27 protein-coding genes and 1 other RNA gene are annotated in these 26541 nt (G+C 73.1%); 11 read left to right on the plus strand and 17 right to left on the minus strand.

Annotation, left to right across the window (positions count from 1 at the left end; genetic code table 11):
• Positions 1-34: 34 nt before the first annotated feature.
• The 3 genes from L3X23_RS19315 to L3X23_RS19325 are packed head-to-tail and all read right to left on the minus strand — an operon-like array spanning position 35 to position 2817.
• Positions 35-799, minus strand: coding sequence for a thioredoxin domain-containing protein (locus L3X23_RS19315; protein WP_237193524.1), 765 nt, complete (start codon positions 797-799; stop codon positions 35-37).
• Between the two features lie 15 nt (positions 800-814).
• Positions 815-1291 carry a MauE/DoxX family redox-associated membrane protein gene (locus tag L3X23_RS19320; RefSeq protein ID WP_237193525.1) on the minus strand — a complete coding sequence of 159 codons (477 nt, stop codon included), beginning with the start codon at positions 1289-1291 and terminating at the stop codon, positions 815-817.
• Between the two features lie 56 nt (positions 1292-1347).
• Positions 1348-2817, minus strand: a complete 1470-nt coding sequence (locus L3X23_RS19325; RefSeq protein WP_237193526.1) for a cryptochrome/photolyase family protein — start codon at positions 2815-2817, stop codon at positions 1348-1350.
• Between the two features lie 35 nt (positions 2818-2852).
• Here L3X23_RS19325 and L3X23_RS19330 point away from each other — a divergent pair, with 35 nt between their 5' ends.
• Together L3X23_RS19330 and L3X23_RS19335 are read left to right on the plus strand one after the other, a co-directional pair.
• The gene (locus L3X23_RS19330) at positions 2853-3572 is read left to right on the plus strand and encodes a VIT1/CCC1 transporter family protein (protein WP_237193527.1); all 720 of its coding nucleotides are present in this window, start codon (positions 2853-2855) and stop codon (positions 3570-3572) included.
• A gap of 51 nt (positions 3573-3623) precedes the next feature.
• The gene (locus L3X23_RS19335; protein WP_237193528.1) at positions 3624-4304 is read left to right on the plus strand and encodes a GntR family transcriptional regulator; all 681 of its coding nucleotides are present in this window, start codon (positions 3624-3626) and stop codon (positions 4302-4304) included.
• On the opposite strand, the gene L3X23_RS19340 is transcribed toward L3X23_RS19335, so the two are convergent.
• From L3X23_RS19340 to L3X23_RS19350, 3 genes are read right to left on the minus strand one after another with little or no spacing between them, the layout of a single operon-like run.
• Entirely contained in the window at positions 4262-4939 is a 678-nt protein-coding gene (locus tag L3X23_RS19340; protein ID WP_093084172.1) for a response regulator transcription factor, read from the minus strand. The two genes, L3X23_RS19335 and L3X23_RS19340, sit on opposite strands and share 43 nt — an antisense overlap.
• Positions 4936-6921, minus strand: coding sequence for a histidine kinase (locus L3X23_RS36235; protein WP_237193529.1), 1986 nt, complete (start codon positions 6919-6921; stop codon positions 4936-4938). The genes L3X23_RS19340 and L3X23_RS36235 overlap by 4 nt, the downstream gene beginning before the upstream one ends.
• 13 nt (positions 6922-6934) lie before the next feature.
• Entirely contained in the window at positions 6935-7594 is a 660-nt protein-coding gene (locus L3X23_RS19350) for a hypothetical protein (RefSeq protein WP_237193530.1), read from the minus strand.
• A gap of 135 nt (positions 7595-7729) precedes the next feature.
• Here L3X23_RS19350 and atzF point away from each other — a divergent pair, with 135 nt between their 5' ends.
• From atzF to L3X23_RS19385, 7 genes are read left to right on the plus strand one after another with little or no spacing between them, the layout of a single operon-like run.
• The gene (atzF, locus tag L3X23_RS19355; protein ID WP_237193531.1) at positions 7730-9055 is read left to right on the plus strand and encodes an allophanate hydrolase; all 1326 of its coding nucleotides are present in this window, start codon (positions 7730-7732) and stop codon (positions 9053-9055) included.
• Positions 9052-9786, plus strand: coding sequence for a cysteine hydrolase family protein (locus L3X23_RS19360; protein WP_093084166.1), 735 nt, complete (start codon positions 9052-9054; stop codon positions 9784-9786). The genes atzF and L3X23_RS19360 overlap by 4 nt, the downstream gene beginning before the upstream one ends.
• Positions 9783-10460 carry a cysteine hydrolase family protein gene (locus L3X23_RS19365; RefSeq protein ID WP_237193532.1) on the plus strand — a complete coding sequence of 226 codons (678 nt, stop codon included), beginning with the start codon at positions 9783-9785 and terminating at the stop codon, positions 10458-10460. The genes L3X23_RS19360 and L3X23_RS19365 overlap by 4 nt, the downstream gene beginning before the upstream one ends.
• Positions 10457-12115 (plus strand): regulator, encoded by a 1659-nt coding sequence (locus L3X23_RS19370; RefSeq protein WP_237193533.1) that lies wholly within the window; start codon positions 10457-10459, stop codon positions 12113-12115. Before L3X23_RS19365 ends, L3X23_RS19370 begins: the two co-directional genes overlap by 4 nt.
• Positions 12112-12561, plus strand: coding sequence for an AtzH-like domain-containing protein (locus tag L3X23_RS19375; RefSeq protein WP_237193534.1), 450 nt, complete (start codon positions 12112-12114; stop codon positions 12559-12561). Before L3X23_RS19370 ends, L3X23_RS19375 begins: the two co-directional genes overlap by 4 nt.
• The gene (locus tag L3X23_RS19380) at positions 12558-12941 is read left to right on the plus strand and encodes a hypothetical protein (RefSeq protein WP_237193535.1); all 384 of its coding nucleotides are present in this window, start codon (positions 12558-12560) and stop codon (positions 12939-12941) included. Before L3X23_RS19375 ends, L3X23_RS19380 begins: the two co-directional genes overlap by 4 nt.
• Positions 12942-12986: 45 nt before the next feature.
• The gene (locus L3X23_RS19385; RefSeq protein ID WP_237193536.1) at positions 12987-14396 is read left to right on the plus strand and encodes an APC family permease; all 1410 of its coding nucleotides are present in this window, start codon (positions 12987-12989) and stop codon (positions 14394-14396) included.
• A gap of 4 nt (positions 14397-14400) precedes the next feature.
• On the opposite strand, the gene L3X23_RS19390 is transcribed toward L3X23_RS19385, so the two are convergent.
• Positions 14401-15630, minus strand: coding sequence for an MFS transporter (locus tag L3X23_RS19390; RefSeq protein WP_237193537.1), 1230 nt, complete (start codon positions 15628-15630; stop codon positions 14401-14403).
• Between the two features lie 38 nt (positions 15631-15668).
• Here L3X23_RS19390 and L3X23_RS19395 point away from each other — a divergent pair, with 38 nt between their 5' ends.
• On the plus strand, positions 15669-16844 hold the full coding sequence (locus L3X23_RS19395; RefSeq protein WP_237193538.1) for a class I SAM-dependent methyltransferase: 1176 nt from the start codon (positions 15669-15671) through the stop codon (positions 16842-16844).
• Between the two features lies 1 nt (position 16845).
• On the opposite strand, the gene ssrA is transcribed toward L3X23_RS19395, so the two are convergent.
• The 10 genes from ssrA to L3X23_RS19445 all read right to left on the minus strand — a co-directional run bounded on the left by ssrA (position 16846) and on the right by L3X23_RS19445 (position 25221).
• Positions 16846-17241, minus strand: a transfer-messenger RNA (tmRNA) gene (gene ssrA, locus L3X23_RS19400).
• A 126-nt stretch (positions 17242-17367) separates the two neighbouring features.
• Positions 17368-18258 (minus strand): amidohydrolase family protein, encoded by an 891-nt coding sequence (locus L3X23_RS19405; RefSeq protein ID WP_237198067.1) that lies wholly within the window; start codon positions 18256-18258, stop codon positions 17368-17370.
• Entirely contained in the window at positions 18246-18731 is a 486-nt protein-coding gene (gene smpB, locus L3X23_RS19410) for an SsrA-binding protein SmpB (protein ID WP_237193539.1), read from the minus strand. Before smpB ends, L3X23_RS19405 begins: the two co-directional genes overlap by 13 nt.
• A gap of 90 nt (positions 18732-18821) precedes the next feature.
• Positions 18822-19736 (minus strand): permease-like cell division protein FtsX, encoded by a 915-nt coding sequence (gene ftsX, locus L3X23_RS19415; protein WP_237193540.1) that lies wholly within the window; start codon positions 19734-19736, stop codon positions 18822-18824.
• 2 nt (positions 19737-19738) lie between these two features.
• Positions 19739-20428: a cell division ATP-binding protein FtsE gene (gene ftsE / locus L3X23_RS19420; protein ID WP_093084142.1), complete on the minus strand. Its 690-nt coding sequence runs from the start codon at positions 20426-20428 to the stop codon at positions 19739-19741.
• 81 nt (positions 20429-20509) lie between these two features.
• Entirely contained in the window at positions 20510-21625 is a 1116-nt protein-coding gene (prfB, locus tag L3X23_RS19425; protein WP_093084140.1) for a peptide chain release factor 2, read from the minus strand.
• 11 nt (positions 21626-21636) lie between these two features.
• A complete protein-coding gene (locus L3X23_RS19430; RefSeq protein WP_093084137.1) occupies positions 21637-22146 on the minus strand; it encodes a PadR family transcriptional regulator in 510 nt (169 codons plus the stop codon).
• Positions 22147-22213: 67 nt separating this feature from the next.
• Complete coding sequence (locus L3X23_RS19435) at positions 22214-23017, minus strand: leishmanolysin-related zinc metalloendopeptidase (RefSeq protein WP_237193541.1); 804 nt, start codon at positions 23015-23017, stop codon at positions 22214-22216.
• Between the two features lie 51 nt (positions 23018-23068).
• Positions 23069-24043: an acyl-CoA dehydrogenase family protein gene (locus L3X23_RS19440; RefSeq protein ID WP_237193542.1), complete on the minus strand. Its 975-nt coding sequence runs from the start codon at positions 24041-24043 to the stop codon at positions 23069-23071.
• Between the two features lie 8 nt (positions 24044-24051).
• Positions 24052-25221, minus strand: coding sequence for an acyl-CoA dehydrogenase family protein (locus L3X23_RS19445; protein ID WP_093084128.1), 1170 nt, complete (start codon positions 25219-25221; stop codon positions 24052-24054).
• A gap of 311 nt (positions 25222-25532) precedes the next feature.
• On the opposite strand from L3X23_RS19445, the gene L3X23_RS19450 reads away from it, so the two are divergent.
• Positions 25533-26423, plus strand: coding sequence for a tyrosine-type recombinase/integrase (locus tag L3X23_RS19450; RefSeq protein WP_237193543.1), 891 nt, complete (start codon positions 25533-25535; stop codon positions 26421-26423).
• Positions 26424-26541 lie beyond the last annotated feature (118 nt).

Consider the following 26541-nt stretch of genomic DNA (forward strand, 5'->3'; position numbering starts at 1 on the left):
CCCGTGGGAGGGGGTCCCCGCGAGAGCGGGGAGGTCAGCCCGCGATGGCCTTCTGCAGCCAGTCCGAGTCGTTGACGTCGATCTTCCGGCCGCCGATGGCGACGGTGGGGGTGCCGAAGTTGCCGTTCGTCTGCAAGGCCGGGTTCGCGGCGGCCGTGTTGGTCGCGTCCTGGATCAGGCCGCTGTTGGCCTGGGCCGCGACGCATTGGCCGAAGGTGCCGCCCGCGCCGAGTGCCGTGCCCTTGTCCGTGAGCTCCTGGACGGAGAAGCCCGCGCTGCCCTCCGAGGGCTGGTCGGCGTACAGCTCGGCGTGGTAGGCGGGGAAGATGCCGGCGTCCGCGGCGCAGATGGCCGCGTTGGCCGCCCGGGTGGAGTAGCCCGCGGGGCTGCTCGCACGGTCGAGGATCGAGATCGCGTGGTAGTCGACCTTGATCTGTCCCGCGTTCAGCGCCGCCGTGATCTGGTCCTTGTACGTCGACTCCAGCCGCTCGCAGTACGGGCAGAGGTAGTCCTCGTAGATGTCGACCGTCACCGGGGCGCTCGGCCGGCCCGCGGTGATGACGGCACCCGAGCGCGCCACCGGGTAGTTCGGGGCGGGACCGGCGGCCTCGGTGCTGCGGTTGTTCAGGGTCACGACGACGCCGACCACGATCGCCGCGATCACGACGACGGCCACGATCGCGAGCACCAGCGTGTTCCCGGAGAGCCCCTTGCGTTCGGGCTTGATCCCCGCCGCCTTCAGCCTGGCCTGTGCGGCCTCCTGACGACGTCGCCGCTCGTTGCGGTCCGCTCCGCCCACTTCCGTGTCCCTTCCTTACCCGAGTCCCGACGTGACGAGCCGCCGCTCGGCGGCGAACAGCGTGCGCGGGCGCACGACCAGCCAGGCCGCCAGCGCCAGGAACCCGACGTCTCGCAGGATCTCCTGGACGTACTGCGTCTGTCCCGGCGCCACCGCACCGCCGCCGCCGAAGCAGCCGCAGTCGATGGACAGCCCGCGCACCCACGCCTGCGTCACGCCCGCGAGGAACACCAGGAGCAGCCCGGCGGACAGCACGGCCACCGCGCGGACGCCGACGCCCGCGAGGAGCAGCAGTCCCAGGGCGAGCTCGAACCACGGGAGGACACCCGCGACGACGCCGACGGCCGTGCGGGACAGGACGTCGTACGCCCGGACCGCCACGTAGGTCTGCGCCGGGTCCACCGCCTTGAGCAGGCCGGAGGTGATCCAGACGGCCGCGAGGCCGAGGCGCGCGAGGGTACCGATCCCGTCGAGCGCCCGGCTCCTCGTCACGCGAGGAACGGTAGACCCGCCACCTGAGACCGGGGTGAGGACCCTCGGGCCGGGACTCAGAAGTGCTCGCGGGCGGACTCCTGTTCCAGGACCTGGTCCAGGTCCGAGAGGCGGTCGAGGCCTGCGACCGCCCGGGCGGTGCGGTTGTTCTCGGCCAGCAGGTCGCGGTGGCGGTGGACCCACTGCCAGTAGCCTGCGGTGAAGGGGCAGGCGTCCTCGCCGAGGCGCTTCCTCGGGTCGAAGGCGCAGCCGCCGCAGTGGTCGGTCATGCGGTGGAGGTAGGCGCCTCCCGAGGAGTACGGCTTGGTCGCCAGCAGGCCGCCGTCCGCATGTTGGCTCATACCGATCACGTTGGGCGGCATGACCCATTCGAAGCCGTCGACGAAGGCGGTGCGGAACCACTCGCTGAGCTCGGCGGGGCGGTAGCCGCGCTGCAGGGCGTGGTTGCCCAGCACCATCAGCCGCGGGATGTGGTGCACCCAGCCCCGGTCCCGCACCCCCTCCAGCGCCGAGCGCAGGCAGGCGGCGGTGACCGCGTCGGCGTCGAGCTCGGTGAACCAGTCCGGGAGCGGGGTGTGGGCGCGCAGGGCGTTCCGGCGGGTGTAGCCGCGACCGAAACGCCAGTAGAGCTGCCACACGTACTCGCGCCAGCCGAGGACCTGCCGGACGAAACCCTCCGCGGAGGCGAGCGGAACCTCCTGGGAGCGGTAGGCCTGCTCGGCGGCGTGCACGGCGTCGAGCGGGTGCAGGACGCCGTGGTTCAGCGGCACCGAGAGCAGGGAGTGGGCCATCGCCCAGTCCTGTTCCATGACCGCGTCCTCGTACGGGCCGAACAGCTCCAGCCGGTGGCGGACGAAGTGCCGCAAAGCCTGCTGAGCCTCGTCGTGGGTGACGGCGAAGCGGCGCGGGCCGTCGACGCCGACCGCGGGCACGTCCTGCAGGTCCCGGCGGACCTGCTCGTCGATGTCGTCCTCGGTCGGCTGCCACGGACCCGGCACCGGGAGGTGCGCCTCGCCCTTGGGCGGCGGTTCGCGGTTGTCGTGGTCGAGGTTCCAGGTCCCGCCGACCGGCTGGTCGCCGTCCATGAGGACGGAGAAGCGTTCGCGCTGGGCGCGGTAGAAGTCCTCCATCCGGAACCGGTCGCGGTCACCCGCCCAGTCGTCGAACTCCGCCTTGGACAGGGCGAAGGTGGGTGTGGGCAGCACGTCGGAGACCAGGCCGTCCTTCCGCAGGCGCTCGACGAGGTCGGCCGCGGCGAAGGACGTCGGCGCGTGCACGACGACCGGCTCCCCCACCCGTTCGAGGGCCTCCCGGTAGGTGTCGGCCTCGAGGTAGCGCACCCGGTCGCCGAGCTCCTCGGCGAGGTGGCGCATGCCGGACAGCACCAGGTGCAGCTTCTGCCGGTGGAACCGCTTGCGGCGCAGCGCCTTCGTCGACTCGACGAGCACGACCTCGCGGTCGCGCATCTCGTCGGTCGCGTGCACGTGGGGGCCCAGTTGGTCCGCGAACAACCAGAGCGGTTCCATCGGGTCAGTGTGGGGTCGGCGCTACGCTTCCGCACGTGGACGACGCCGCCGAGCTCGCCGAGCACCAGGACGACCACCGCCACCGGGACATCTCCGGGGGTTGGCTGCGGGCCGCGACCTTCGGTGCGATGGACGGGCTGGTCACCAACATCGCCCTGCTGGCGGGCGTGGGCGGCGGGGGCGCCGACCGCGAGGTCATCATCCTCACCGGGATGGCCGGGCTCGTGGCGGGCGCGTTCTCGATGGCGTTGGGCGAGTTCGCCTCCGTCGGCACGCAGAACGAGGCGGTGGACGCCGAGGCCGCCCTCGAGCGGCGGGAGCTCGCCCGACACCCCCGCGCCGAACGCGCCGAGCTCGTCGCGCGCTACCTCGAGATGGGGCTGACCGAGGAGACCGCGAACCGGGTCGCGGACGAGATCGGCGCCGACCCCGAGGTCGCGCTGCGGGTCCACGTGACGCAGGAGCTGGGCGTGAGCCTGGACGACAAGCCGTCGCCCTGGGTGGCGGCCGGCTCCTCGTTCGTGTGCTTCGCGATCGGGGGGATCGTCCCGCTGCTGTCGTTCCTGTTCGGCTCCTCGTCGCTGCTGCTCGGGCTCGGGATCGGCGCGGTCGGCCTGTTCGTGGCGGGGGCCCTGAGCAGCAGGTTCACCATCCGCACATGGTGGAGCGGCGGGCTGCGCCAGCTCCTGTTCGGCGCCATCGCCGCGGGTGCGACCTACCTGGTGGGCACGCTGATCGGTGTCGGTGTGAGCTGACCCACCGCGAGTGTGTGACAGGCTGGAGCCACACCATCGCGAGGAGGAGCCGTGACCGCTGAGCTCGGCCTGGGGGCCCAGAGCCTCGTCGAGCTCGCGCTGGAGCGGATCCGCGGGGACATCCTGCGCGGCGCGATCGCCCCGGGTGAGCGACTGGTCGAGGAGCAGCTGACCAGGCGGTTCGGCATCAGCCGGGCGCCGGTCCGGGAGGCGCTGCGGCTGCTGGGGCAACAGGGTCTCGTCGAGCACCTGCCGCGGCGCGGCGTGCGGGTCGCGGAGCTGTCGGCCACGGACATGGCGGAGCTGTTCGGGCTGCGGGACGCGCTGGAGCGCTACGCCGTGGAGACCGCGCTGGCGGCGCCGCCGGACCCCGAGCGGCTCGCGGTCCTCGAGCGGGCGACGGAGCGGATCGAGCGTGCCGCGGCGCAGGACGCCTCGCTCGACCGGGCGGACGCGCACCGCGAGTTCCACGTCGCGCTCGTCGCGCTGGCGGGGCACCGGCACCTGCTGCGCGTGTACGAGCCGGTGATCATGCAACTGCAGCTCTACATGGCCGCCAACATGCGCCGGGAGGCCGAGCAGCGCTCCCCCGCCGAGGGTGCGCACCGGCACCGGCACCTGTTCGAGGCGGTCGCCTCGGGCGACGCCGCGACCGTCCTCGCCGCGCTCGCGGGCCACGGCGCCCAGACCTACCTCGCCCCGGAGCTCTCCCCCGGGCTCGACGGGGCCTGACCGCCGCGCAGCCGCACCAGCTCGGCCGCGCCCGCCCGGTCGGCGACCCCGAGCTTGCCGAAGATCGCGGAGACGTGGTTGCGGACGGTCTTGTCGCCGATCCCCATCCTGGCCGCGATCTGTGGGTTCGTCAGGTTCTGCGCGAGCAGCGCGAGCACGTCGGACTCGCGGGCGGTCAGCTCCGGGAACGGGTCGACCGGCGGCGGGGTCGGGGCCAGGAAGGCCCCCAGCCGCGCCGCCACCGACGGGCCCAACGCGGCCTCGCCCGCGGCGACGGCCCGCACCGCGCGCAGGATCTGCGCCCGCCCGGACCCCTTGAGCAGGTAGCCGCGGGCCCCCGCGCGCAGCGCCGCGAGGACGGAGTGGTCGTCGTCGGCCATGCTGAGGACCAGGACGCGGGCGTGCGGGCTGGCCTCGACGATCCGCTCGGCCGCCGCGACCCCGCCCATGCCGGGCATGGTCAGGTCCAGCAGCACGACGTCCGGGTGGTGCGCGCGGACCGCCGCCACCGCCTCCTCCCCGCTCGCGGCCTCGCCGCACACCAGCACGCCGGGATCGGTGCGCAGCAGGGCGCACACGCCGGACCGGAACGCCCGGTGGTCGTCGACCACCAGCACCCGGACCGGGTCCGTCACGGCAGACACACGATCACCTCCGTCCCGCCCTCGGTCACGCCGCGCACCGTGCAGCGGCCACCGAGCTCGGCCGCGCGCTCGCGCATCGACCCCAACCCGACGCCGGCGCGCGGGTGCGCGGGCAGGCCCACCCCGTCGTCGGCGACCCGGATCCACAGGGGCGCAGGCCCACGCACCGCCACCCGGATCCGGCGGGCGCGGGCGTGCCGGTCGGCGTTGGCCACCGCCTCGACGGCGATCCGGAAGGCCGCGACCTCGGCCGCCGCGGGCAGCGGCGCGTCGCCGAGCGCGTCCTCGAGGTCGACGGGCGCGGTCCCCGGCGGCCGTGCGGACAGGTGCGCCCGCAGCGCCCCGACCAGGCCGAGGGTGTCGAGCACGGGCGGGCGCAGGCCGTCGACCAGCCGCCGGACGTCCGCCAGGGCGGTCGCGGTGTCCGCGACGATCTCGTCGAGCAGGACCCGGCCCGCGGCGTCGTCTCCCAGCTCCCGGGCGGCCTCGGCGCGCAGGGCGAGCCCGGCGAGGGTGGGGCCGAGCCCGTCGTGCAGGTCGCGGCGCAGGCGCCTGCGCTCCTCCTCGGCGGCCAGGACCAGCCGCTGCCGGGAGCGCCGCAGGTCGGCGGTGAGCCGGTCCGCCCGTTCGGCCTCCGCCACCGCCCGGACCACCGCGGCGATCGGGCGGGCGATCTCCGCCAGCAGCGCCCGGTCCCGCCGCGCGCGGGTCTCGCGCCCGGCCAGGCGCAGCTCCCCGACCCGGTCCCCGCCCGCCCGCAGCGGGACGACCTCCGGCTCGCCGGGCGGGGACCCGGCCGTGGCGAGCACCCCGTCGGGCCCGACGACCGCCACCGCGGACAGCCGCAGCGAGGTCCGGACCGCCTCGGCGACGTCCGCCAGCGCGGCCCGGTCGGCCACGGACTCCAGCCGGGCGCCGAGCCCGGCGAGGACGGCGTACGGGTCGCCGCGCTCGCCGTAGAGCAGGCGGTCGACCCGGCGCTGCCACCTCCGCCGCAGCGGCTCCGCGCCCACCGCGGCACCGGCCGCCACCAGCGCGGACGCCGGCAGGCCCGCCGCCGGACCGAGGACGTGCACCGCGGCCGTCACCACCGCGAGGTAGGCGGCGAGCACGGTGGCGGTGAGCCCGCCGTAGAGCAGGGTGCGGCCCGCGAGCCGGTCGATGTCGACGATCCGGTGGCGCACCAGCCCGACCGCCACCGCGACCGGGGGCAGCGCCGCGGCCGCCGACCCGGCCACCTCCCACATCGGGGCGCCGACGGGCCAGAGCGCGGGATCGTCGTCGAGCAGACCCGAGACCAGGCGCAGGAGCACCGTGGCGCAGGCCACGACGAGCGCCCACATCGGCCACTGGAGCCGGTGGCGCAGCGGGTCCTCGCGCGGGGTGCGCCACCAGCGACGGGCCACCAGCGCGCCGCCGACCAGGAACGCCGCCCCCACGACCAGGGTGAACGCCGCCGCGATCGGGTCGACCCACCCCTGCAGCGCGGGCACGCCCAGGGCGTTCGGCCTGCTCGGGACCCCGAGCTGCCCGTCGGCACCGGGCCGCAGGGCGGCGAGCGGGGCGGTGACCACGCCGGCGACCAGCACTGCTCCCCCCACCGCCCGCCGCAGCCGCGACGCGGGCTCGGCGAGGGCGAGCGGCACGAGGGCGAGGCAGGTGTTGCCGGGCACCCAGAGCCAGGTCTGCGGCCAGCCGAGGGCCGCCGCGAGCGGACCGTCGGGCAGCGCGAGGGCGGTCCGGCCGCACGCCTCGGCGACGGCGAAGGACAGCCCGGCGCCCAGCAGCAGGGGCCCGACCCGGTCCGCCGGGCGTTGCCGGGCGACCAGCCCGCCCGCCACCCCGCAGGCGACGACGAACAGCAGGGACGCGACGTCGGTGACCCCGGCGCCCGCGTGGAGCGCCAGGAGCCCGCCCAGCCCGGCCGCGACGACCGTCACCGCCGCCGCGGGGACCGCCAGGGCGTGGATCACGGACACACGACGATCACGGGCGAGCACGCAGGAACGTGAACGCCCCCATCAGCCAGAGCGCCCCGGGCAGGACCGCGGCGTACTGCGCGGGGGCGAGCTGGGTGGCGACCAGCAGCGTCCCGCAGGCCGCGCCCCACCACGCCGTGGGCCGCCCGACCGCCCCGTGCCGCAGGCCCGCGACCGCGGTCGCGCCCGCGCTGAGCGCCAGCCCGCCCCACAGCCACGGGATCGTGTTGTAGAAGACGACGTAGCCGCTCACCGCGTCCGGGTCGAGCGCGACCTCCGGCGGCAGCGCCCACCAGAGGTCGGTGTCGTACCCCGCGCCGACGAGCAGCGCGACGGCGGTGAGCCCGACGCCGGCCGCGGCGATCCCCGGGAGCAGCGAGCCCGCGGGCAGGGTCTGGCGCAGCCGGCCTTCGAGCCCGGCCCCGAACACCACCAGCAGCCCGACGAGCGCGGCGCACAGCACCTGGTGGGCGAGGATCAGCGTCGCGGACCCGCGGACCGCCTCGAGCAGTCGCGCGTTGTCCGACAGCAGCCCCGCGGCGGGGTCGTAGAGGTTGCCGGTGGCGAGCAGACCGCCGAGGCCGAGGACGCCGGCGGCGATCCCGCACCAGGCCCAGGCACGGGGGCGGACGCGCGGTGGCACGGCGGGGAGGGCGTGTGTAGTCATGCGGGCCAGGGTCGCCCGGCGCCTGTCCCGACCACCCGTGTCGGGGTGTCCCGGGTGCCCGGGACAGAGACGGGGTTCACACAGCCGTTACGTCGGGAGGCTTGCCCTGACACCAAACTGTCGACAATCGACGGAGTGCAGACAGTGACAGCGCTCGGGGTGCGCGCACTCCGGGCGGCCTACCGGGCCGGGACGCTCCGGCCCCTCACGGTGGTCGAAGACGTGCTCGCGCACATCGCCAGTCGTGGGGACGACGCGGTGTGGATCAGCGTCACGCCCGCGGAGGTGCTGCGCGAGCGGGCCGCGGAGCTCGAGGGACTGGACCGGGCCCTGCCCCTGTGGGGGATCCCGGTGGCGGTCAAGGACAACATCGACGTGGCCGGGCTGCCCACCACCGCCGCCTGCCCGGACTTCGCCTACACCCCCACGGCCGACGCCGGGTCCGTGCGGCGGCTGCGCGAGGCGGGCGCGATCGTCGTCGGGAAGACGAACCTGGACCAGTTCGCCACCGGCCTCAACGGCACCCGTTCCCCGTACGGCGCACCGGAGTCGGTGTACGGCGGGGACCTGATCTCCGGCGGGTCCAGCTCCGGGTCGGCGGTCGCCGTGGCCGCCGGGATCGTGCCGGTGGCCCTGGGTACGGACACCGCGGGCTCCGGCCGGGTCCCCGCCGCGCTCAACGGGATCGTCGGACTCAAGCCGACCCGCGGGCTCGTCGGCACCTCGGGTGTGGTGCCCGCGTGCCGCTCGCTGGACTGCGTCAGCGTGTTCACCCGCGACCTCGCCGACGCCGCCACGGTGCTCGACGTCCTGGCAGGCCCCGACCCGGACGACCCGTGGTCGCGGCCCGACGCCCCCGCGGCGCCCGGCCTGCGGCTCGCCGTCCCGGACGGCCTGGAGCTCGACCCCGCCGTCGAGGCGCGGTTCGCCGAGGTGGTCGAGGCCGCGGTGACCAGGGCGGACGGGTTCGTGCGCTGTGACGCCGCGCCGTTGCGGGAGGCGGGCGACCTGCTCTACGGCGGGCCGTGGGTGGCCGAGCGGCTGGCCCACCTGGAGGACTTCCTGGCAGGGGACGGCGCGGTGCTGCCCGTGACCCGCGCGGTGATCGAGCGCGGCGCGGACTTCAGCGCCGTCGACACGTTCCGGGCGATCTACCGGCTCCAGGAGCTCAAGGCCTGGGCGACCCGGCTGTTCGAGACCGCCGACGTGCTGCTGCTCCCCACGGTCCCGACCACGTTCACCCGCGCGCAGCTGACCGAGGACCCGGTCGGCCGCAACCTCGTGCTCGGCCGGTACACGCAGTTCACGAACCTGCTCGACCTCGCCGCCGTCGCCGTCCCCGCGGGGTTCACGGCCGACGGGCGGCCCTGCGGGGTGACCCTGTTCGGCCCCGCGTTCTCCGAGACCCGACTGCTGACCGCAGCAGCCGCGCTCGTCCCGACACCGATGGAGGTGGCATGACAGGCTCCACAGATCTCAGCACGAGCACGCGCACCGCGACGATCGGCCCCGTCGCGGCCCGCCCCTACGCCTGGCCGTACGACGGCGCGGTCCCCGCGTCCAAGACGGCCCTGATCTGCATCGACTGGCAGGTCGACTTCTGCGGGCCGGGCGGCTACGTCGACCGCATGGGCTATGACATCGGGCTGACGAGAAAGGGGCTCGGGCCGACCGCCCGGCTCCTCGCGCACGCCCGGGAGACCGGGATGCTGGTGGTCCACACCCGGGAGGGCCACGCCCCCGACCTGTCCGACCTGCCCGCCAACAAGCGCTGGCGCTCGAAGCAGATCGGCGCGGAGATCGGCTCCCCCGGACCGACCGGGCGGATCCTCGTGCGCGGCGAGCCCGGCTGGGAGATCGTCCCGGAGGTCGCGCCGGTGCCCGGCGAGGTGCTGATCGACAAGCCGGGCAAGGGCGCCTTCTACGCCACCCAGCTCGACCTGGTGCTGCGCAGCAACGGGATCACCCACATCCTGCTGACCGGCATCACCACCGACGTCTGCGTGCACACCACCATGCGGGAGGCGAACGACCGCGGCTACGAGTGCCTGATCCTCTCGGACTGCACCGGCGCCACCGACCCCGCCAACCACGACGCCGCCCTGCACATGGTGACCATGCAGGGCGGGGTCTTCGGCGCCGTCGGGACCGCCGACGCCGTCGTCGAGGCGACCACCTGGAGTGACTCATGATCGTGGACGCGAACCCCGGACCGTACTCGTTCGACCCCGCGACCACCGCGCTGGTGATCATCGACATGCAGCGGGACTTCTGCGAGCCCGAGGGCTTCGGCGAGACCCTCGGCAACGACGTCTCGTTGCTGCGCAGCGTGATCCCGCCCCTGCAGCAGGTCCTCGCCACCGCCCGCGCGCTGGGCATGACGGTGATCCACACCCGCGAGGGCCACGTGCCCGACCTGTCGGACTGCCCACCCGCCAAGCTCAACCGCGGCAACCCGTCGCTGCGCATCGGGGACCCCGGGCCCAAGGGGCGCATCCTGATCCGCGGCGAGTACGGCCACGACATCATCGACGAGCTGGCCCCGCTGCCGGGGGAGCCTGTCGTCGACAAGCCGGGCAAGGGCAGCTTCCACGGGACCGGGTTCGGGGACCTGCTGCGCGAGAAGGGGATCAGCTCCCTGATCGTCGCCGGGGTGACGACCGAGGTCTGCGTGCACACCACCGTCCGGGAGGCCAACGACCGGGGCTACGAGTGCCTCGTGCTCTCGGACTGCACCGGCTCGTACTTCCCCGAGTTCCACCGCGTCGCCCTGGAGATGATCGCCGCCCAGGGCGGGATCTTCGGCTGGGTCGCCCCCTCGTCCGCCCTGCTCGCAGCCCTCGAGTCCCAGGAGGTCGTCGCATGAGTGTCATCGAAGAGAAGCCCACCCCGATGAAGCTGTCCTGGTGGGTGTCGGGTGACACCAACGCCTTCTTCGGTCTCGGCTTCAACACCCTGGTCAACGTGCTGACCCTCTCGGGGCTCTGCCTCGGCGTGGTCAACATCCCCGGGGCCGAGGTGTTCGGGGTGATCCTGCCCGCGCTCGGCGTGCAGCTGCTGATCGGCAACGTCTACTACACCTACCTGGCCCGGCGGCTGGCCCGGAAACAGAACCGCACGGACGTGTGCGCGATGCCGTACGGCCCGTCCGTGCCGCACATGTTCATCGTGGTCTTCGTGATCATGCTGCCGATCTACCTGACGACGAAGGACCCCCTCGTCGCCTGGGCCGCGGGCCTGGCCTGGTCCTTCATCATCGGGTTGATCGTGCTGGTCGGCGCCTTCGTGGGGCCGTGGATCCGCAAGTACACGCCGCAGGCGGCGATGCTCGGCACCCTCGCCGGTGTCTCGATCGCGTTCATCTCGATGCGACCGGCCGCCCAGATGTTCACCGCGCTGTGGATCGCCCTGCCGGTGATGGTGATCATCCTGATCGGCTTCTTCACCGACCTGAAGCTGCCCGGCAACATCCCGGTCGGGCTCGCCGCGCTGCTGGTGGGCACGGCGATCGGCTGGGTCGGCGGGTACATGTCGGGCCCGGCCGTCGCGGAGGCCGCGGGCAACGTCGCGGTGTCGCTGCCCACCGCGAGCATCGGCCGGCTGATCGAGGGGCTGCGAGACGTCGCCCCGCTGCTGGCCACGGCCATCCCGTTGGGCATCTACAACTTCACCGAGGGCATGACCAATGTCGAGTCCGCGGCCGTCGCGGGCGACGAGTACAACCTGCGCGCGATCCTCGCGGCGGACGGCATCGGTGCCGTGGTGGGGTCGGTGCTGGGCTGCCCGTTCCCGCCCGCCGTCTACATCGGCCACCCCGGCTGGAAGGCCGCAGGCGGCCGCACGACGTACTCGCTGGCGTCCGGCGTGGTGATCGCGTTGATGTGCTTCCTCGGCCTGTTCTCGCTGCTCGGCGCCCTGCTGCCGACGCCGGCGATCGTCCCGATCCTGCTCTACATCGGACTGCTGATCGGCGCCCAGGCCTTCCAGGAGACCCCGAAGCGGCACGCCGTCGCGGTGGTCATGGCGATCATCCCGAACATCGCGTCCTGGGCGTCAGGGCTGATCGACAACGCGCTGTCCGCCGCCGGGACGAGCGCCGAGCAGGTCGGCGAGCAGGCCCTGAGCGGTGCCGGGCTCGTCTACCACGGCACCGCGCTGCTGGGCGGTGGCGCGATCCTCGCCGGCATGGTGCTCGGCTCGATCACCGTGTTCGTCATCGACAAGAACTTCTTCGCCGCCGCGGCGTACTCGGCGATCGGGGCCGCGCTCGGGTTCATCGGGCTGATCCACGCCGAGCAGGTGGGCTGGAACGTGGGCGGCCAGATCGCCCTCGGCTACCTGTTCGCCGCGATCGTGCTGGCGGTGTTCGGGCTGGTCATGCGGGGCCGCACCGACACGGGCGTGCGCGAGGACCAGCCCGTGGCCGCGGACCTCGTCGGCGCGGAGCCCGGCGAGGGCGTCCCGGTCCCTCGGGAGGGTGTGCCGAGCGGGGAGACCGCCGAGAAGCCGGCCACGGCGTGAACGTGGTCCGTCTGACCGCCGCGGGGGCGGGGGCACACGCCCCCGCGGCGGGTCCCTCGTCCTTCCCCGACGCCGGGGCCCTCCCCGACACGGCGGCCGAGGTCGCCGCCGTGTTCGGGCGGTACGAGCGGGCCCTGCGCGAGGCGGACGTCGCCGTGCTCACCGAGCTGTTCTGGGACGACCCCCGCTGCGTGCGCTACGGCGTGGCGGACCGCCAGTACGGCGCGACGGAGATCGCGGCGTGGCGGGCGGCGAACCCCGGGGTGCCACCCGGTCGCACGCTGTCCGAGACGGTCGTCCTCGCCACCTCGCCCACCACGGCGGTCGTCAGCACCCTGTTCGGCTACCCGGACTCCCCCGCCGAGGGCCGCCAGACCCAGACCTGGGTGAAGCTGCCGGAGGGCTGGCGGATCGTGGCGGCGCACGTGTCCGAGGTGCCGGCGTGAGGACCGTGCCGGTGGCGGTGGTCGCCGCACACCGGCGCGGCCACCCGCTGCACGGCGAGCTCCTCACCCTCGGGGCCCGGTTCCTCCGCGTCGCCCGCACCGCCCCCGTCTACCGCCTGCTCGCGCTCGACGGGGCGGGCGTCGCCCGCGGCGGGCTGGTGCGGGTCGCCGAAGGCGGCGAGTCGGTGGAGGTGGAGCTGTTCACCCTGGCCGTGGGAGCGGTCGGCGAGCTGGCCGTCTCGCTGCCGTCTCCCCTGGCCGTCGGACGCCTGGCGCTGGCCGACGGCGACTCCGTCGTCGGCCTGGTCTGCGAGTCCTGGGCCACGGGCCGGGACGTCACCGCGCACGGGAGCTGGCCCGCCTACCTCGCCGCGCGCTGAGCCCCAGGAGTCGACAGATCCGTCCGGTATGGCCACGCTTGTCCGATGACCGAGGCGACCGAGGCGACCGCGCAGCCCGCTCTCAAGCGCGTGATGGGGCCGAAGCTGCTCCTGCTGTTCATCGTCGGCGACATCCTCGGCACGGGGATCTACGCCCTGGTCGGCCAGGTGGCCGAGGAGGTCGGTGGGGCGGCCTGGCTGCCCTTCCTGGTGGCCTTCGCGGTCGCGATGGTCACCGCCTTCTCCTACCTCGAGCTGGTGACGAAGTATCCGCAGGCGGCGGGCGCGGCGCTCTACGCGCACAAGGCCTTCGGCATCCACTTCCTCACGTTCATGGTGACGTTCGTGGTGATGTCCTCGGGCATCACGTCGGCCTCGACGGCCTCGCGGGCGTTCGCGTCGAACCTCGCCGAAGGCTTCGGGTGGGACCTCGGGAACGGCGGGATCGTGCTGGTCGCGCTGGCCTTCATGGTGCTCGTCGCGATCGTGAACCTGCGTGGCGTCGGCGAGAGCGTGAAGCTCAACGTGGTGCTCACCCTCGTGGAGCTCTCCGGGCTGCTGCTGGTGATCCTCATCGGCGTCTACGCGATCGCGGGTGGGGACGCGGACTGGTCCCGGGTCGTCGCCTTCGACACCCCGGAGGACAAGGGCACGTTCCTCGCGGTCACGTCGGCGACGTCGTTGGCCTTCTTCGCGATGGTCGGCTTCGAGGACTCGGTGAACATGGCCGAGGAGTGCAAGGAGCCGCGGCGCATCTTCCCGAAGATCATGATCACCGGGCTCACGCTCACCGGGATCATCTACGTGCTCGTCGCGATCTGCGCGGTGGCGCTCGTGCCGGTCGGGCCGCTCGCGGCGAGCGAGACCCCGCTGGTCGAGGTCGTGCGGGCGGGCGCGCCGGGCATCCCCGCGGACGCGGTGCTGCCGTTCATCTCGATGTTCGCGGTCGCCAACTCGGCGCTGATCAACATGCTGATGGCCTCGCGCCTGCTCTACGGGATGGCCAACCAGGCCGTGCTGCCCAAGCCGCTCGCGCGCGTCCACCCCTTCCGCCGGACCCCGTGGGTGGCCATCATCTTCACCACGCTGGTGGCCTTCGGCCTGATCACCTACGTGTCCCTGGACTCGTCGTCGGATGTCGTGTCGGCGCTCGGGGGCACCACCTCGCTCCTGCTGCTCGCCGTGTTCTCGCTGGTCAACGTGGCCGTCCTGGTGCTGCGGAAGGACCGGGTCGACGACGGCCACCACTTCCGCACCCCGACCTGGCTGCCGGTCGTCGGCGCCGTCGCCAGCGCCTACCTGGTGCTGCCCTTCTCCGGCCGGGACGCGATCCAGTACGAGCTGGCGGGTCTGCTGCTGGTGCTCGGCCTGGTCCTGTACGGGATCACGGTGCTGCTGAACCGGCGGCTCGGCGTGCGCAAGGCGACCCTCGACCCGGCGAAGCTGGACGAGTAGGCCGCTACTCCGCGCCGACCGCGCGCTCCCCCGCGACCGCCTCGGCCGTGGGATCGCAGCGCTCCACCGGGGGCAGGGTCTCCGGGGCGCGGACCCAGAAGAGCAGGGCCAGCACCGAGACCAGGCCCGTCACCCCGAAGGCCCAGCCGAAACCCGCCACCTCGGCCACCGCACCGGCGGCCAGCGGCCCGACGATCGCACCGACGTCCGCCGCCATCTGGAAGCCCGCCAGCACGGTCCCCCCGCGGGCGCGGCTGCCGATCACGTCCGCGACCGCGGCGGTCATCGCCGGGTTGATCAGGCCGCTGCCCACCCCGGCGAGGACGGAGAGGCCCAGGAAGATCCACGGCACCTCGGTGAGCCCCAACCCGGCCGTGGCCAGGGCGGACACCACGAGCCCCGCGATGACCGGCGGCTTGCGCCCGCGGCGGTCCGCGACCCGGCCGGACCACAGCAGGGTGGCGGCGTTGCCCGCGGCGAACACCGCGAGGGCCATCCCGGCCCAGGTCTCGCTCTGCCGCAGCGCCTCCACCACGAACAGGGGCACCAGCGCGACGCGCACCCCGAAGACCGTCCAGCCGTTGGCGAAACTCGCCACCAGCGAGGCGCGGTAGGTGGCGTGCCGGGCGGCGCGGCCGAAGGTCAGCGAGACCTCCTCGTCCGCGGGGGCGGGGCCGCCGACCCGGCCGCGCAGCAGCGGCAGCGAGATGGCCGTCGCGAGCAGGAGCGCGGCGGCGTACACGAGGAACGGCGCCCGCAGGCTGACCGCGATCAGGCCGCCGCCCGCGAGCGGGCCCGCGATGTTGCCGAGCAGGAACCCGGTGGCCCACATGCCCGACGCGCGGCCCCGCGCCTCCGGCGGGGCGAGCCGGATGAGCAGCGAGATCGCCGAGACCGTGAACATCGTGGAGCCGATGCCGCCGACCCCGCGGAACACCAGCAGCTGCCAGTAGCTCTGGGCGAACGCCGTGGCGCCGACCGAGGCGGCCGCGAGCACCAGCCCGACGGTGTAGACCCGCAGCTCCCCGAACCGGCCGACCAGCCGGCCCCCGATCGGCGCGAACGCCAGCCGGAACCCGGCGAAGAGGCTGATGACGGCGGCGGCCGCCGCGTACCCGACGTCGAACGAGCGGGCGAAGGCGGGCAGCGCCGGGGCGACGATCCCGAAGCCGATCGCGACCACGAACGCGGCGACGACGAGGACCCAGATCTCGCGGGGCAGCCTGACCGTCACCCCCTCACGCTACGGGACCTGCCGTAGCCTTCCGGCCGGTGGACGTGGAACGGCTGGCAGGCGCCTCGGAGCTCTTCGCCGCGATCGCGGCGGACGGGCGGCCGATCACGGACGAGGTCGCCCTCGCCCTCGGTACGGCGCTGCGCCGGACCCACCCCGCGGACCTGGTCGCGGACGCGCTGACCCAGGCCCGGCTGCGGGAGCGGGGGGCGGCGAAGTTCAGCCGGGCCGCGGAGATGTTCCTGACCCGGGCCGGCCTGGAGCAGGCCTCGCCGGAGATCGTCGCGCGGCACCGGGCCGCGCGGTTCCCCGGCGGCCGGGTCGCGGACCTGTGCTGTGGGATCGGCGGGGACCTGCTGGCGCTGGCCCCCGGGCGCGAGGCGCTGGCCGTCGACCTGGACCCCGTGCACCTGTGGATGGCCCGCCACAACGCGGCCGTCTACGGCGGCGTCGTCTCGACGTGCGAGTCCGATGTCCGCGACGTCGACCTCGGCGGGTTCGACGCCGTGTTCGTCGACCCGGCGCGCCGGTCCGCGGGCGGGCGGATGCGGCTCGGGGACAGCGAGCCGCCACTGGAGTGGTGCTTCGCGCTGGACCGGCCGGTCGCGGTGAAGGCGGCGCCCGGCGTCGACCGGGCGCTGGTCCCGGCGGGCTGGGAGCACGAGTTCGTGGCGGTCGACCGGGACCTCAAGGAGGCCGTGCTGTGGTCCCCGGCGTTGGCGACGGCGGGGGCGCGGGCCACGGTGCTGCCGAGCGGGGACACCCTGGTCGCGGCCGACGGGGAGCCGGTGGCGGTGCGCGATCCCGGCCCGTGGCTGCTCGATCCCAACCCCGCCGTCACGCGCGCGGGGGCGGTGGCGGAGCTAGCCCGGCGGGTCGGGGCGTGGCAGATCGACGAGCGCATCGCGTTCCTGTGCACGTCGTCGCGGGTGAACACGCCCTTCGCCCGGACGCTGCAGGTCGTCGACTCCGCGCCGTGGGACCAGAAACGACTGCCGCGCAGGCTCGCCGAGCTCGACGTGGGGGCGGTGGACATCCGGCGGCGCGGGCTCGCCGGAGACGTCGACGCCCTGCACAAGCGGCTGAAGCTGCGCGGCTCCCGCCGCGTGACGCTCGTGATGACCCGGGTGCGCGACCGCCCCTGGGGCCTGGTGTGCACCGATCCCTCCGACACGACGAAGGGCCCCGACCGGCTGGTCGGGGCCCCGTCCTGAGGGGTGGAGGTGCCGGGAATCGAACCCGGGTCCTCCCTTGCGTTGCGAGGCATTCTCCGTGCGCAGTCCGCTGTGTCTCTACTCGGATCCACCGGTCTCGCGAACAAGCCGGTGTGACGATCCCAGCCGCTGTGAGATGTCCCGTCCACCCCCGACGGCCGGGCTGGACGGTGAGTTCCCTAGCTGATGCCGGACACCGCGGCGGGAACACCCGCGGGCCGACAGCCCACTAGTGGATCAGGCCGCGAGCGCGAAGTCCGCGCGGGCGCCCTGAACCGGGGCGTGCTGACTCTCGTCGGCACTTATTTTTTTGCGACGTGTGGTTAACGAGATCATCGTCGCCTTCCTCGGCACGCTTCTCCTCGGTCGGCTTCAGGAGTCGAAACCGTTCACCCCCTCGCGGCCCGGCGTTCGGACCGTCGGGACAGCATAACGCCCATCGGGCCGCGGTTCATTCCGGTTCCGCGTCGTCCCCCGACCAGGGGTCGTGAGCGGCGATCGTCGCCATGGCGACGATCGCCGCTCACAGGCGCAGCAGTCTCGCCCCGGCGTCGTGGAGCACGTCGCGGAGGAACGCGTCCCCGAGCGACGGGTGCTCGGCCCAGCCCGCGATCGCCTGCAGCTGCGTCGCGTAGGGGTAGGGGATGTTGGGGAAGTCCGTGCCCAGCACGACACGGCCGGGGATGCTCGCGAGGAGCTCGGGCCAGTCCGCCGGGAGCGGGGCGAACTCCTCGGCGTACGGGGTGCCGACCATCGTGGTGTCGAGGTGCACGTTCGGGTGGCGCCGCACCAGGTCCACGGCGGCGGTGAAGTCCGGCATGCCCGCGTGGGCGAGCACCGCCGTCAGCCGGGGGTGGCGGGCCAGCACCTCGCCGAAGACGTCCAGCCCCGTGTGGGCGCCGGGGATCGGGCCGTGCCCGCAGTGGACGACCACCGGGACGGCGGCGTCCGACAGCAGGGCCCAGGCCGGTTCCAGCTGCGGGTCCCGCGGGTCGAAGCCACCGACCTGGACGTGCACCTTGACGGCCCGGGCACCCGCCTCGACGGCCGCGCCGAGATAGTCCTCGACGCCGGGCTCGGCGTACAGCGTCGCGGTCCGGACGGCGCCGGGCGTGGCCTCGGCGAACTCCCCCACCCACTCGGTCAGCCAGGCCGCCATGCCGGGCTTGTGCGGGTAGACCAGCGGCGCGTACGCGAGCACGCCGAGCTTCTCCAGGATCGCGACCCGCTCCGCCTCGGGCAGCCGGTACTGGATCGGCCAGTCCCGGCCGTAGTGCGTGCGCGCCTCGTCGAAGTAGGCCCAGACCTTGCGGAGCACCCGCTCCGGGAGGAAGTGGACGTGGATGTCGACGAGCCCGGGGAGGCCGAGCTCGGCGACCCACCCCGGGACGTCCGCGTCGGTCAGCGCAGCGATCGGGCTCGCCCCTTCGCGGCCCGGCCGATCGCGCGGGCCATGTCGCGCTCGGCGTCCTTCTTCGCGAGGTCCTGCCGCTTGTCGTGGGTCTTCTTGCCGCGGGCCAGCGCGAGCTCGCACTTGACCTTGCCGTCGGAGAAGTACAGCGACATCGGGACCAGCGTGAGCCCGCCCTCGCGGATCTTGCCGATCAGCCGCTCGATCTCGTACTTGTGCAGCAGCAGCTTGCGGGTGCGGCGCGGCTCGTGGTTCGTCCAGCTGCCGTGGGTGTACTCCGGGATGGTGAGGCCGTGGAGCCAGACCTCGCCGTCGTCCACCGTCGCGTACGCCTCCACGATCGAGGCACGACCCAGCCGCAGGCTCTTGACCTCGGTGCCCATGAGCGCCACGCCCGCCTCGAACTCCTCGAGGACGGCGTAGTCGTGTCGCGCACGCCTGTTCTGCGCGATCACCTTGCGGCCTTTCTCCTTCACACGTCCAGCGTACCCGCGCCCCGCCCGCATTATGGAGCCACAACGCCGTCTGGAGGCCGCTGATCTGGCGTTATGGCTCCATAATGCGATCTAGACCTTGACGTACAGGCGGAGGGTTATGTAGCCCGTGACGCCCGCGACGAGCGCGCCGATCGGCACCAGGTAGACGCCCGTGGTGATCACGTCCATCAGCGTGACCGGCGGGATCACGCCGTTCTGCGCGATGCCGGCCAGCAGCGAGTCGATGAACGCGAACTTCCCGACGATCAGGCCCACCCCGGCGAGCACGGCGCCGACCACGCCGGTGATCACCGCCTCGACCAGGAACGGGAGCTGGGTGTACCAGCGGGTGGCGCCGACCAGCCGCATGACCCCGACCTCCGTGCGCCGGGTGTAGGCGGACACCTGCACGGTGTTCGAGATCAGCATCAGCGCCGCGACGGCCTGCACCAGCGCCAGCGCGAACGTCATGTTCCGGACTCCGCCGAGGAAGTCGAACAGCTTGGCGACGACGTCCCGCTGGTCGATGACCGTCCGGACCCCGACCTGGTCGGTCATCGCCTGCTTGACGGCGGCGGCGCCCGCCTCGGTGGACCCGTTCTGCTCCACGAGCTTCACCCGCAGCGTCGCGGGCAGCGACTGCGGCCGGGCGAGCTCCGCAACCGACTGGCCCGCGAACAGCTCCTGGAAGCGGGCGTAGGCCTGGTCCTGGTTCTCGTAGGTCACCGAGTCGACCAGCGGGGAGTTCTCGAGGGTGGACCGCAGACCGGCGCAGATCGGCTGGGTGCAGTCCGCATCGGCGGTCGAGACGTCCTGGGTGAGCGCCACCCGCACCTCGAGCCGGTCCGAGTACAGCGCCTCCGTGGCGTCGATCGTCTTCACCGCGAGCAGCCCGGTGCCGACCATGAGCAGCGAGATCGCGGTGGTCAGGACCATCGCCACCGTCATGGTGACGTTGCGGCGCAGGCCGGTGGAGACCTCCCGGAGGACGAAGTCGGTGCGCATCGCTACCGGCCCACCCCGTACACCGCGCGCGCCTCGTCCCGCACCACCCGGCCCATGTCCAGCTCCACCACCCGGCGCCGCATCGAGTCCACGATGGAGTGGTCGTGCGTCGCCATGACGACGGTGGTGCCGGTGCGGTTGATGCGCTCCAGCAGCAGCATGATGTCCTGGCTGGTGTCCGGGTCGAGGTTGCCCGTCGGCTCGTCCGCCAGCAGCACCAGCGGCCGGTTCACGAAGGCCCGCGCGATCGCGACGCGCTGCTGCTCACCGCCGGAGAGCTCGTGCGGCATCCGGTCCGCCTTGCCGGAGAGCCCGACGAGCTCCAGCACCTCGGGCACGACCTTGCGCACCGTCGACGGGGACTTGCCGATCACCTCGAGCGCGAAGGCGACGTTGCCGCCGACGGTCTTGTTGTTCAGCAGCCGGAAGTCCTGGAACACGCAGCCGATCTTCTGGCGCAGCCGCGGCACCTTGCGGCGCGGGAGCTTCGCCACGTTCAGGTCGGTGACGAAGATCGAGCCGCGGGTCGGGACGTCCTCCCGCAGCAGCAGCCGCAGGAACGTCGACTTCCCGGAGCCCGACGGGCCGATCAGGAAGACGAACTCGCCCTTCTCGACCTCGACCGAGACGCGGTCCAGGGCAGGACGCGTCGAGGTCTTGTACATCTTGGTGACGCGCTCCAGCCGGATCACGTCCGTGACGCTACCGACAGGGCGTGAGCGAACCGCTACCCGACAGGCCCCCTCGGCGCACCGGCGGTACCGCTCGTCCGATCAGGCCTTCTCGGCCTCGAGCTCCTGGTTCCGACGCCAGCGGATCCCCGCCTCGATGAAGGCGTCGACGTCCCCGTCGAGCACCGCGCCCGGGTTGCCGGACTCGTACTCGGTGCGCAGGTCCTTGACCATCTGGTACGGGTGCAGCACGTAGGAGCGCATCTGGTTGCCCCAGGACGAACCGGTGTCCTTGAGCGAGTCCATCAGCGCCCGCTCCTCCTGGCGCTTGCGCTCCAGGAGCTTCGCCTGCAGCACGACCATGGCGGTGGCCTTGTTCTGGATCTGCGACCGCTCGTTCTGACACGACACCACGATGCCGGTGGGCAGGTGGGTCAGCCGGACGGCCGAGTCCGTGGTGTTGACGCCCTGGCCGCCGGGCCCCGACGAGCGGTAGACGTCGACGCGCAGCTCCTTCTCGTCGATGTCGATGTGGTCGGTCGACTCGACGACGGGGGTCACCTCGACACCGGCGAACGACGTCTGGCGGCGGCCCTGGTTGTCGAAGGGCGAGATGCGGACGAGCCGGTGGGTGCCCTGCTCGATCGACAGCGTGCCGTAGGCGTAGGGCGCGTGGACCTGGAAGGTCGCCGACTTGATCCCCGCCTCCTCCGCGTAGGAGGTGTCGTAGACGTCCGTCTTGTAGCCGTGGCGCTCCGCCCAGCGCAGGTACATGCGCATGAGCATCTCGGCGAAGTCCGCCGCGTCCACCCCGCCCGCCTCGGAGCGGATGGTGACCAGGGCCTCGCGCTCGTCGTACTCGCCGGAGAGCAGGGTGCGGACCTCGAGGGACGCGATGTCCTCACGCAGCTTGGCGCGCTCGGCGTCCGCATCCGCGATCGCGGACTCGTCGCCCTCGTCCTCGGCCAGCTCGTAGAGCACGGGGAGGTCGTCCAGCCTGCGGCGCAGGTCCTCGACCCGGCGCAGGTCGGCCTGGGCGTGGGACAGCCTGCTGGTGACCTTCTGGGCCGCCTCGGTGTCGTTCCAGAGGTCCGGCGCGCCCGCCTGCTCCTCCAGGTCCGCGATCTCGTTCTTGAGGGCGGGCACGTCGGTGACGGCCTCGATGCCCTCGAGGGTGGTCGCGAGGTCCTTCAGGTCGGCGGAGACGTCGGGGTTCACAACCACACAGGCTACTCGGCGGGGATGCTGTCCAGCAGTTTGACCATCGCCCGGGTGTGCGCGACCGTGAAGTCCGCGACGGCCTTGCGGTACGGGTCCGTCTCGCCGCGGGCCGCGGCCCTGGCCTCGACCAGCCGCTCGGCGTAGACCTCCTTCGAGGTGTCGACGAGCTCGGCGCGCTGCTTCACCGTGAGCGACCCGGCGTGCAGCAGCCGCAGCACCAGCGGGCTGCGCAGCGCGTCGCCGCCGGACCCGTGCTGCAGCCAGGCCTTGAACGACCGCTTGCCCGCCGCGGTGATCACGTACTGCTGGGACGCCCGCGGCCCCTGCTTGCCCAGCCGCAGCAGCCCCGCCTCGGCCATGACGGGCAGCTCGCGGTAGACCTGGCTGCGGGTCACGGTGAAGAAGGAGCCGAAGCGCTCGCCGGCGGCGGCGACGAGCTGACCGCCGGTCATCGGGCCGTCGTGGAGCAGGCCGAGCAGGGCGGCGGCGGTGGCGTTGACTGCGGGAGGCGCGGGCATCCCCCCACGTTCCCACGGTCGCGGGGGTTGCGCGATTCCAACTAGGACCGGGCCGCGGTCGGCGCGGTCAGCCGTCCACCGCGGACTCCGGCAGCACCGCCACCCGAGGGCGCTCGACCCGGCAGCGCCGCCCCGGTCCGGCCACGATCGCGGCCGCCGAGGACGGGGTGGGCAGGGTGTACGGCTCGGCGGCGTCGAGGTCCACCACGTAGCCGAGGTCCGCCAGGCTCGCCACCGTGACCCGGGAGAGCGGGTTCTGCGCCTCGGCGATGAAGCCGCTCATCAGCTCGGTGCCGAACGTCGTCTCCCGCCAGTGCCCCTCGCGGGTGCCCGCCCCACCGGTGTTCTCGACCGGCACGGCACCCGTCCCGCCGAGCGCCCCCCACTGCGCCACGGCACCGGCGCCGGTGAAGCGCGGGTCGTCCGTCCCGCGCCCGCGCAGCAGCGACGTCCACAGGGTGCCGATGCCCAGGACGTGGCCCATCTCGTGGGCGATGACGTCGTCGAGCGTGCCGTCGGCCTCCATGCGCGCCAGGTCGGCGGTGTCGAACTGCATCTCCCCCACCGCGGGGAGCCCGCCCGCCGAGGCGGGCCGCACCCGCGTGGGGCCCGCCTGGCCGAGGATCTGCCCGGCGCCGTCGATCGCCGCGCCGCTCGCGAGGACGAGGACGTCGTCCACGGTCTCCCCGTCGACGTCCACGGCGGGCAGGTCACCGACGATCATCCGGGCCCACCGGTCCGCCGCGGTCGCGAACGCCGCCTGCTGCCGGTCCGAGAGCCCGCCGGTGAAGCGGACGTCGATGCTGAACGGCGAGGACTGTGCCTGGGCGAACGCGGCGGAGCGGGAGGCGACGGCCCGGTAGTGATCCATCGCCCCATCGTGGTCGTGCGCGGCGATGGTCGCCACAGCGACCATCGCCGCTCACAGGGTCAGGGCGGCGATCCGTTCGCGGTGGGCGTCCGCGGTGCCGTACTGGCCCGCGAGTCGCTTGGCCCGCTTGTAGAAGAAGTGCGCCTCGTGTTCCCAGGTGTAGCCGATGCCGCCGTGGTACTGGATCATCGCGGCGGTCGAGGCCAGGGCGACGTCGCTCGCCTTCGCCTTCGCCACGGAGACGGCGAGATCCGCGTCGTCGAGCCCGGCGTCCACCGCGTGCGCGGCGTAGAGGGCCGCGTGCTCGGCCATCGTGATCCCGACGTGCAGGTCCGCCAGCGCGTGCTTGATCGCCTGGAAGGAGCCGACGGGCACGCCGAACTGCTCGCGCTCCTTGTCGTAGTCCACGGTGCGGGTCAGCGCCTCGCGGGCGATCCCGACCAGGTCCGCGGCGACCAGGACGGTCGCGCGGGCCTCGAGCGACGAGGCGTCCCCCGGCAGCGCCTCCGTGGAGCCGCCCTCGACCCGGGCCAGCCGGGTGGTGCGGTCGTAGGACCCGACCGGCGTCGCGGTGAAGCCGGTGAGCAGCCCCTCGGGCGTGACGACGACGTCCGCGGTCTGCCCGTACTCGACGGACCGGGAGTACCCCAGCGCCCCGACCGCCTCGCCGGTCGCGAGCCGGGGCAGCCACTGCGCCTGCTGCTCGGCGCTGCCCGCGAGGCGGATGGCCTCCGCCGCCAGGACGGTCCCGCGCCACGGGCCCGGCGCCACCCCGGCGCCCAGGGCGCGGGCGATGACCTGGGCCTCGACCAGGCCGAGGCCCAGCCCGTCGTGCTCCTCGGGCACGGTGACGGCGAGCCAGCCCTGCTCCCCCGCGGCCTTCCACAGGCCGTCGAGGTTCCCGGCGTCGTTCGTGGCCGGCGCCTCGAAGTACGCCCGCACGGCGTCGAGGTCGAACCGCTCGGCCAGGTAGGTGCGCACGGCGGAGCCGAACTCCTGCTGGTCCTCGGTGAGTGCGAAGAACATCTCGGCTCCTACCGCGGCAGGCCGAGCACGCGCTCGGCGGTGACGTTGCGCTGGACCTGCGAGGACCCACCCCAGATGGTGACCGACCGCGACCACATGGCCTGGGCGTTGAAGGGGGTCAGGTCGAGGTCGTCCAGCTCCTCGAGGGTCACGTCCTCGCCGAGGACGTCGTCGAAGACCTCCCAGAGGTCCTGCGAGGCCTCCGACCACTGCAGCTTCGTCATCGAGGCCTCGAAACCCAGGTCACGGCCCTGCTCGGTCTGGGTGAGGATGTGCATCGCGTGCAGCCGCAGGCACTCCAGCTCGGTGAGCACCCGAGCGAGCTTGCCGCGGATCACCGGGTCCCGGTCCCGACCCAGCTTCTTCGCGACGGCCGCGATCTCGTCGTACTGCCTGCGGAACTCGGTGTACTGGGACATGCCGGAGGCGCCGCGCTCGAAGGAGAGCAGCAGCATCGCGGTGCGCCAGCCCTCGTCGACCGCGCCGAGCACGTCCGTGGCGGGGACGCGGGCGTCGTCGAAGAAGACCTCGCCGAACTCGCTGGCGCCGGACATCTGCTTGAGCGGGCGCGCGTCGACGCCGGGCTGGTGCATGTCGATCAGCAGCATCGAGATGCCGCGGTGCTTCTGGCTGCCCGGGGTGGTGCGGACGAGGGTGAAGATCTTGTCGCCGTGCACGGCGTTGGTGGTCCACACCTTCTGGCCGTTGACCACGAAGTCGTCCCCGTCGCGGACGCCGCGCGTGGTCAGCGCGGCGAGGTCGGACCCCGCGCCGGGCTCGGAGAAGCCCTGGCACCAGATGACCTCGTTGCGCAGCATCGGGCCGATGATCTCCTTGCGCTGCGCGTCCGTGCCGATCGCCATCACGGTGGGCGCGAGGAAGGTGAGGCCGAGCGGGTTGACCGTGCGCGGCGCGTCGGCCAGCACCATCTCGACGTCGTAGATCGCCTTCATGCCGGGGGTGCCGCCGCGGCCGCCGTACTCGGTCGGCCACTGGATGCCGGCGAACCCGGCCAGGGCCTTGTCCCGCTCCCAGTCCCGACGCAGGCCGAAACTCTCTTCGTCGCTGAGGGACTCCCAGAATCCGGGACGCCGCCACTCGGCGGGGATGTGTGCGGACAGCCAGGCACGGAGCTCGCTGCGGAACTCCTCCTCGGCCGCGGTGAAAGTGAGGTCCATCAGGTGTCGCTCCTGCTCGAACCGGGTGCGACGTCACCGTCGCCTGCAGGTCCCACCCTGGCATACCCGTCGGTCACTTGGCGCATCTGTAAGCCGGCTCGACGACTACCGCCAGGCCAGAGCGCCGCGGGACGATCTACCAATCCGTGAGGGCAGCAACGGATCATGCAAACCGCCGCACCCTCACGCCGAGCCTGACGTCGACCGTTCGGGTGCGGCGGAAAGGGCGAATTGTGCCCACGCCGCGTGACAGTCGCAACACGGGCCGCAACCTTCGTGTGGTGCCACCTACCGAACGAGCGAACGCCCAAGTGATCACCGCATTCATCGACTACCACCGCGCCACAGGCCGCTGGCGCCCGAACACCGAGAAGACCCGCAAGATCCAGCTCCGCAACCTCGCCGAGTTCCTCCACCCCATCCAGCTCGCGGACGCCACCGAGAACGACATCGTCGCCTGGCACGCACAACTCCGCGGCCGCCCGGAGACTGTCGCCAGCTACATCAGCGCCGCGAAGGGCCTCTACCGCTGGATGATCGTCCGAGCACGTCCGCGTCTCCGCGACGAAGACCCGACCCTGGTCCTGGAGCGCCCGCGCATTCCCGCGGCGCTGCCACGCCCGATGGCCAACCACCACTACGACCTCGCGCTCGCCTGCGCGGTCTCCGACCCTGAGATGTACATCTGGCTCGGCCTGATGGGTTGCTCTGGGTTCCGCTGCTGCGAGATCGCGTGGCTCCAGACCCACGACATTGAGTCGCTACCCGACGGCGCTGGTCTCGCTCACATCACCGGCAAGGGCGGCAAGCGTCGGACGGTACCCGTCGGGCGGATGCTGATGACGACGATGCGACCGTTCCTGCGAGGCGGACCGGTGTTCACCCGCGTGTCCGACGGCGCGCCGCACAGCCCGACCATGGTGTCGATGCGGACCAACCGGTTCCTCCGAGGCATCGGAGTCCACGAGACCGCACACAGCCTGCGTCACCGGTTCGGCGGCGACTACCACGCGCTCGATCCGGACCTGTACCGGCAGGCGAAGATCATGGGGCACGCGAGCGTCGACACCACGCAGCGATACACCGAGGTTTCGCCGCTGGAAGCCGCGCGCTACATCGAGTTGATGACGACACAACGGCTGCTTGGACGAAGCGCCAGGCCAGCCACCGACGGAGAGTGGCCGGGGAGCCACGCGGCATGACGTCACTCGATCTTGTGGATCTCGTGTCCGCCCGTACCGGAGCGAAGCGCCGCCGGCGACATCCCGATCATGAAGGAAAGACGCCGGTGGCGGCTGCGATGTCGCGACCTGCTCTCGC

The organism is Pseudonocardia sp. WMMC193, from assembly GCF_021728735.1.
Classification (GTDB): domain Bacteria; phylum Actinomycetota; class Actinomycetes; order Mycobacteriales; family Pseudonocardiaceae; genus Pseudonocardia; species Pseudonocardia oroxyli.

What these genes read in the sequence shown, in the direction of transcription:
- L3X23_RS19440 (WP_237193542.1), bottom strand. Translation starts at nt 24,043, where the DNA reads ATGTTCTTCGCACTCACCGAGGACCAGCAGGAGTTCGGCTCCGCCGTG.
- L3X23_RS19360 (WP_093084166.1), top strand. Translation starts at nt 9,052, where the DNA reads ATGACAGGCTCCACAGATCTCAGCACGAGCACGCGCACCGCGACGATC.
- L3X23_RS19430 (WP_093084137.1), bottom strand. Translation starts at nt 22,146, where the DNA reads ATGCCCGCGCCTCCCGCAGTCAACGCCACCGCCGCCGCCCTGCTCGGC.
- L3X23_RS19370 (WP_237193533.1), top strand. Translation starts at nt 10,457, where the DNA reads ATGAGTGTCATCGAAGAGAAGCCCACCCCGATGAAGCTGTCCTGGTGG.
- L3X23_RS19385 (WP_237193536.1), top strand. Translation starts at nt 12,987, where the DNA reads ATGACCGAGGCGACCGAGGCGACCGCGCAGCCCGCTCTCAAGCGCGTG.
- L3X23_RS19365 (WP_237193532.1), top strand. Translation starts at nt 9,783, where the DNA reads ATGATCGTGGACGCGAACCCCGGACCGTACTCGTTCGACCCCGCGACC.
- ftsX (WP_237193540.1), bottom strand. Translation starts at nt 19,736, where the DNA reads ATGCGCACCGACTTCGTCCTCCGGGAGGTCTCCACCGGCCTGCGCCGC.
- L3X23_RS19350 (WP_237193530.1), bottom strand. Translation starts at nt 7,594, where the DNA reads ATGACTACACACGCCCTCCCCGCCGTGCCACCGCGCGTCCGCCCCCGT.
- L3X23_RS19325 (WP_237193526.1), bottom strand. Translation starts at nt 2,817, where the DNA reads ATGGAACCGCTCTGGTTGTTCGCGGACCAACTGGGCCCCCACGTGCAC.
- L3X23_RS19445 (WP_093084128.1), bottom strand. Translation starts at nt 25,221, where the DNA reads ATGGACCTCACTTTCACCGCGGCCGAGGAGGAGTTCCGCAGCGAGCTC.
- L3X23_RS19435 (WP_237193541.1), bottom strand. Translation starts at nt 23,017, where the DNA reads ATGGATCACTACCGGGCCGTCGCCTCCCGCTCCGCCGCGTTCGCCCAG.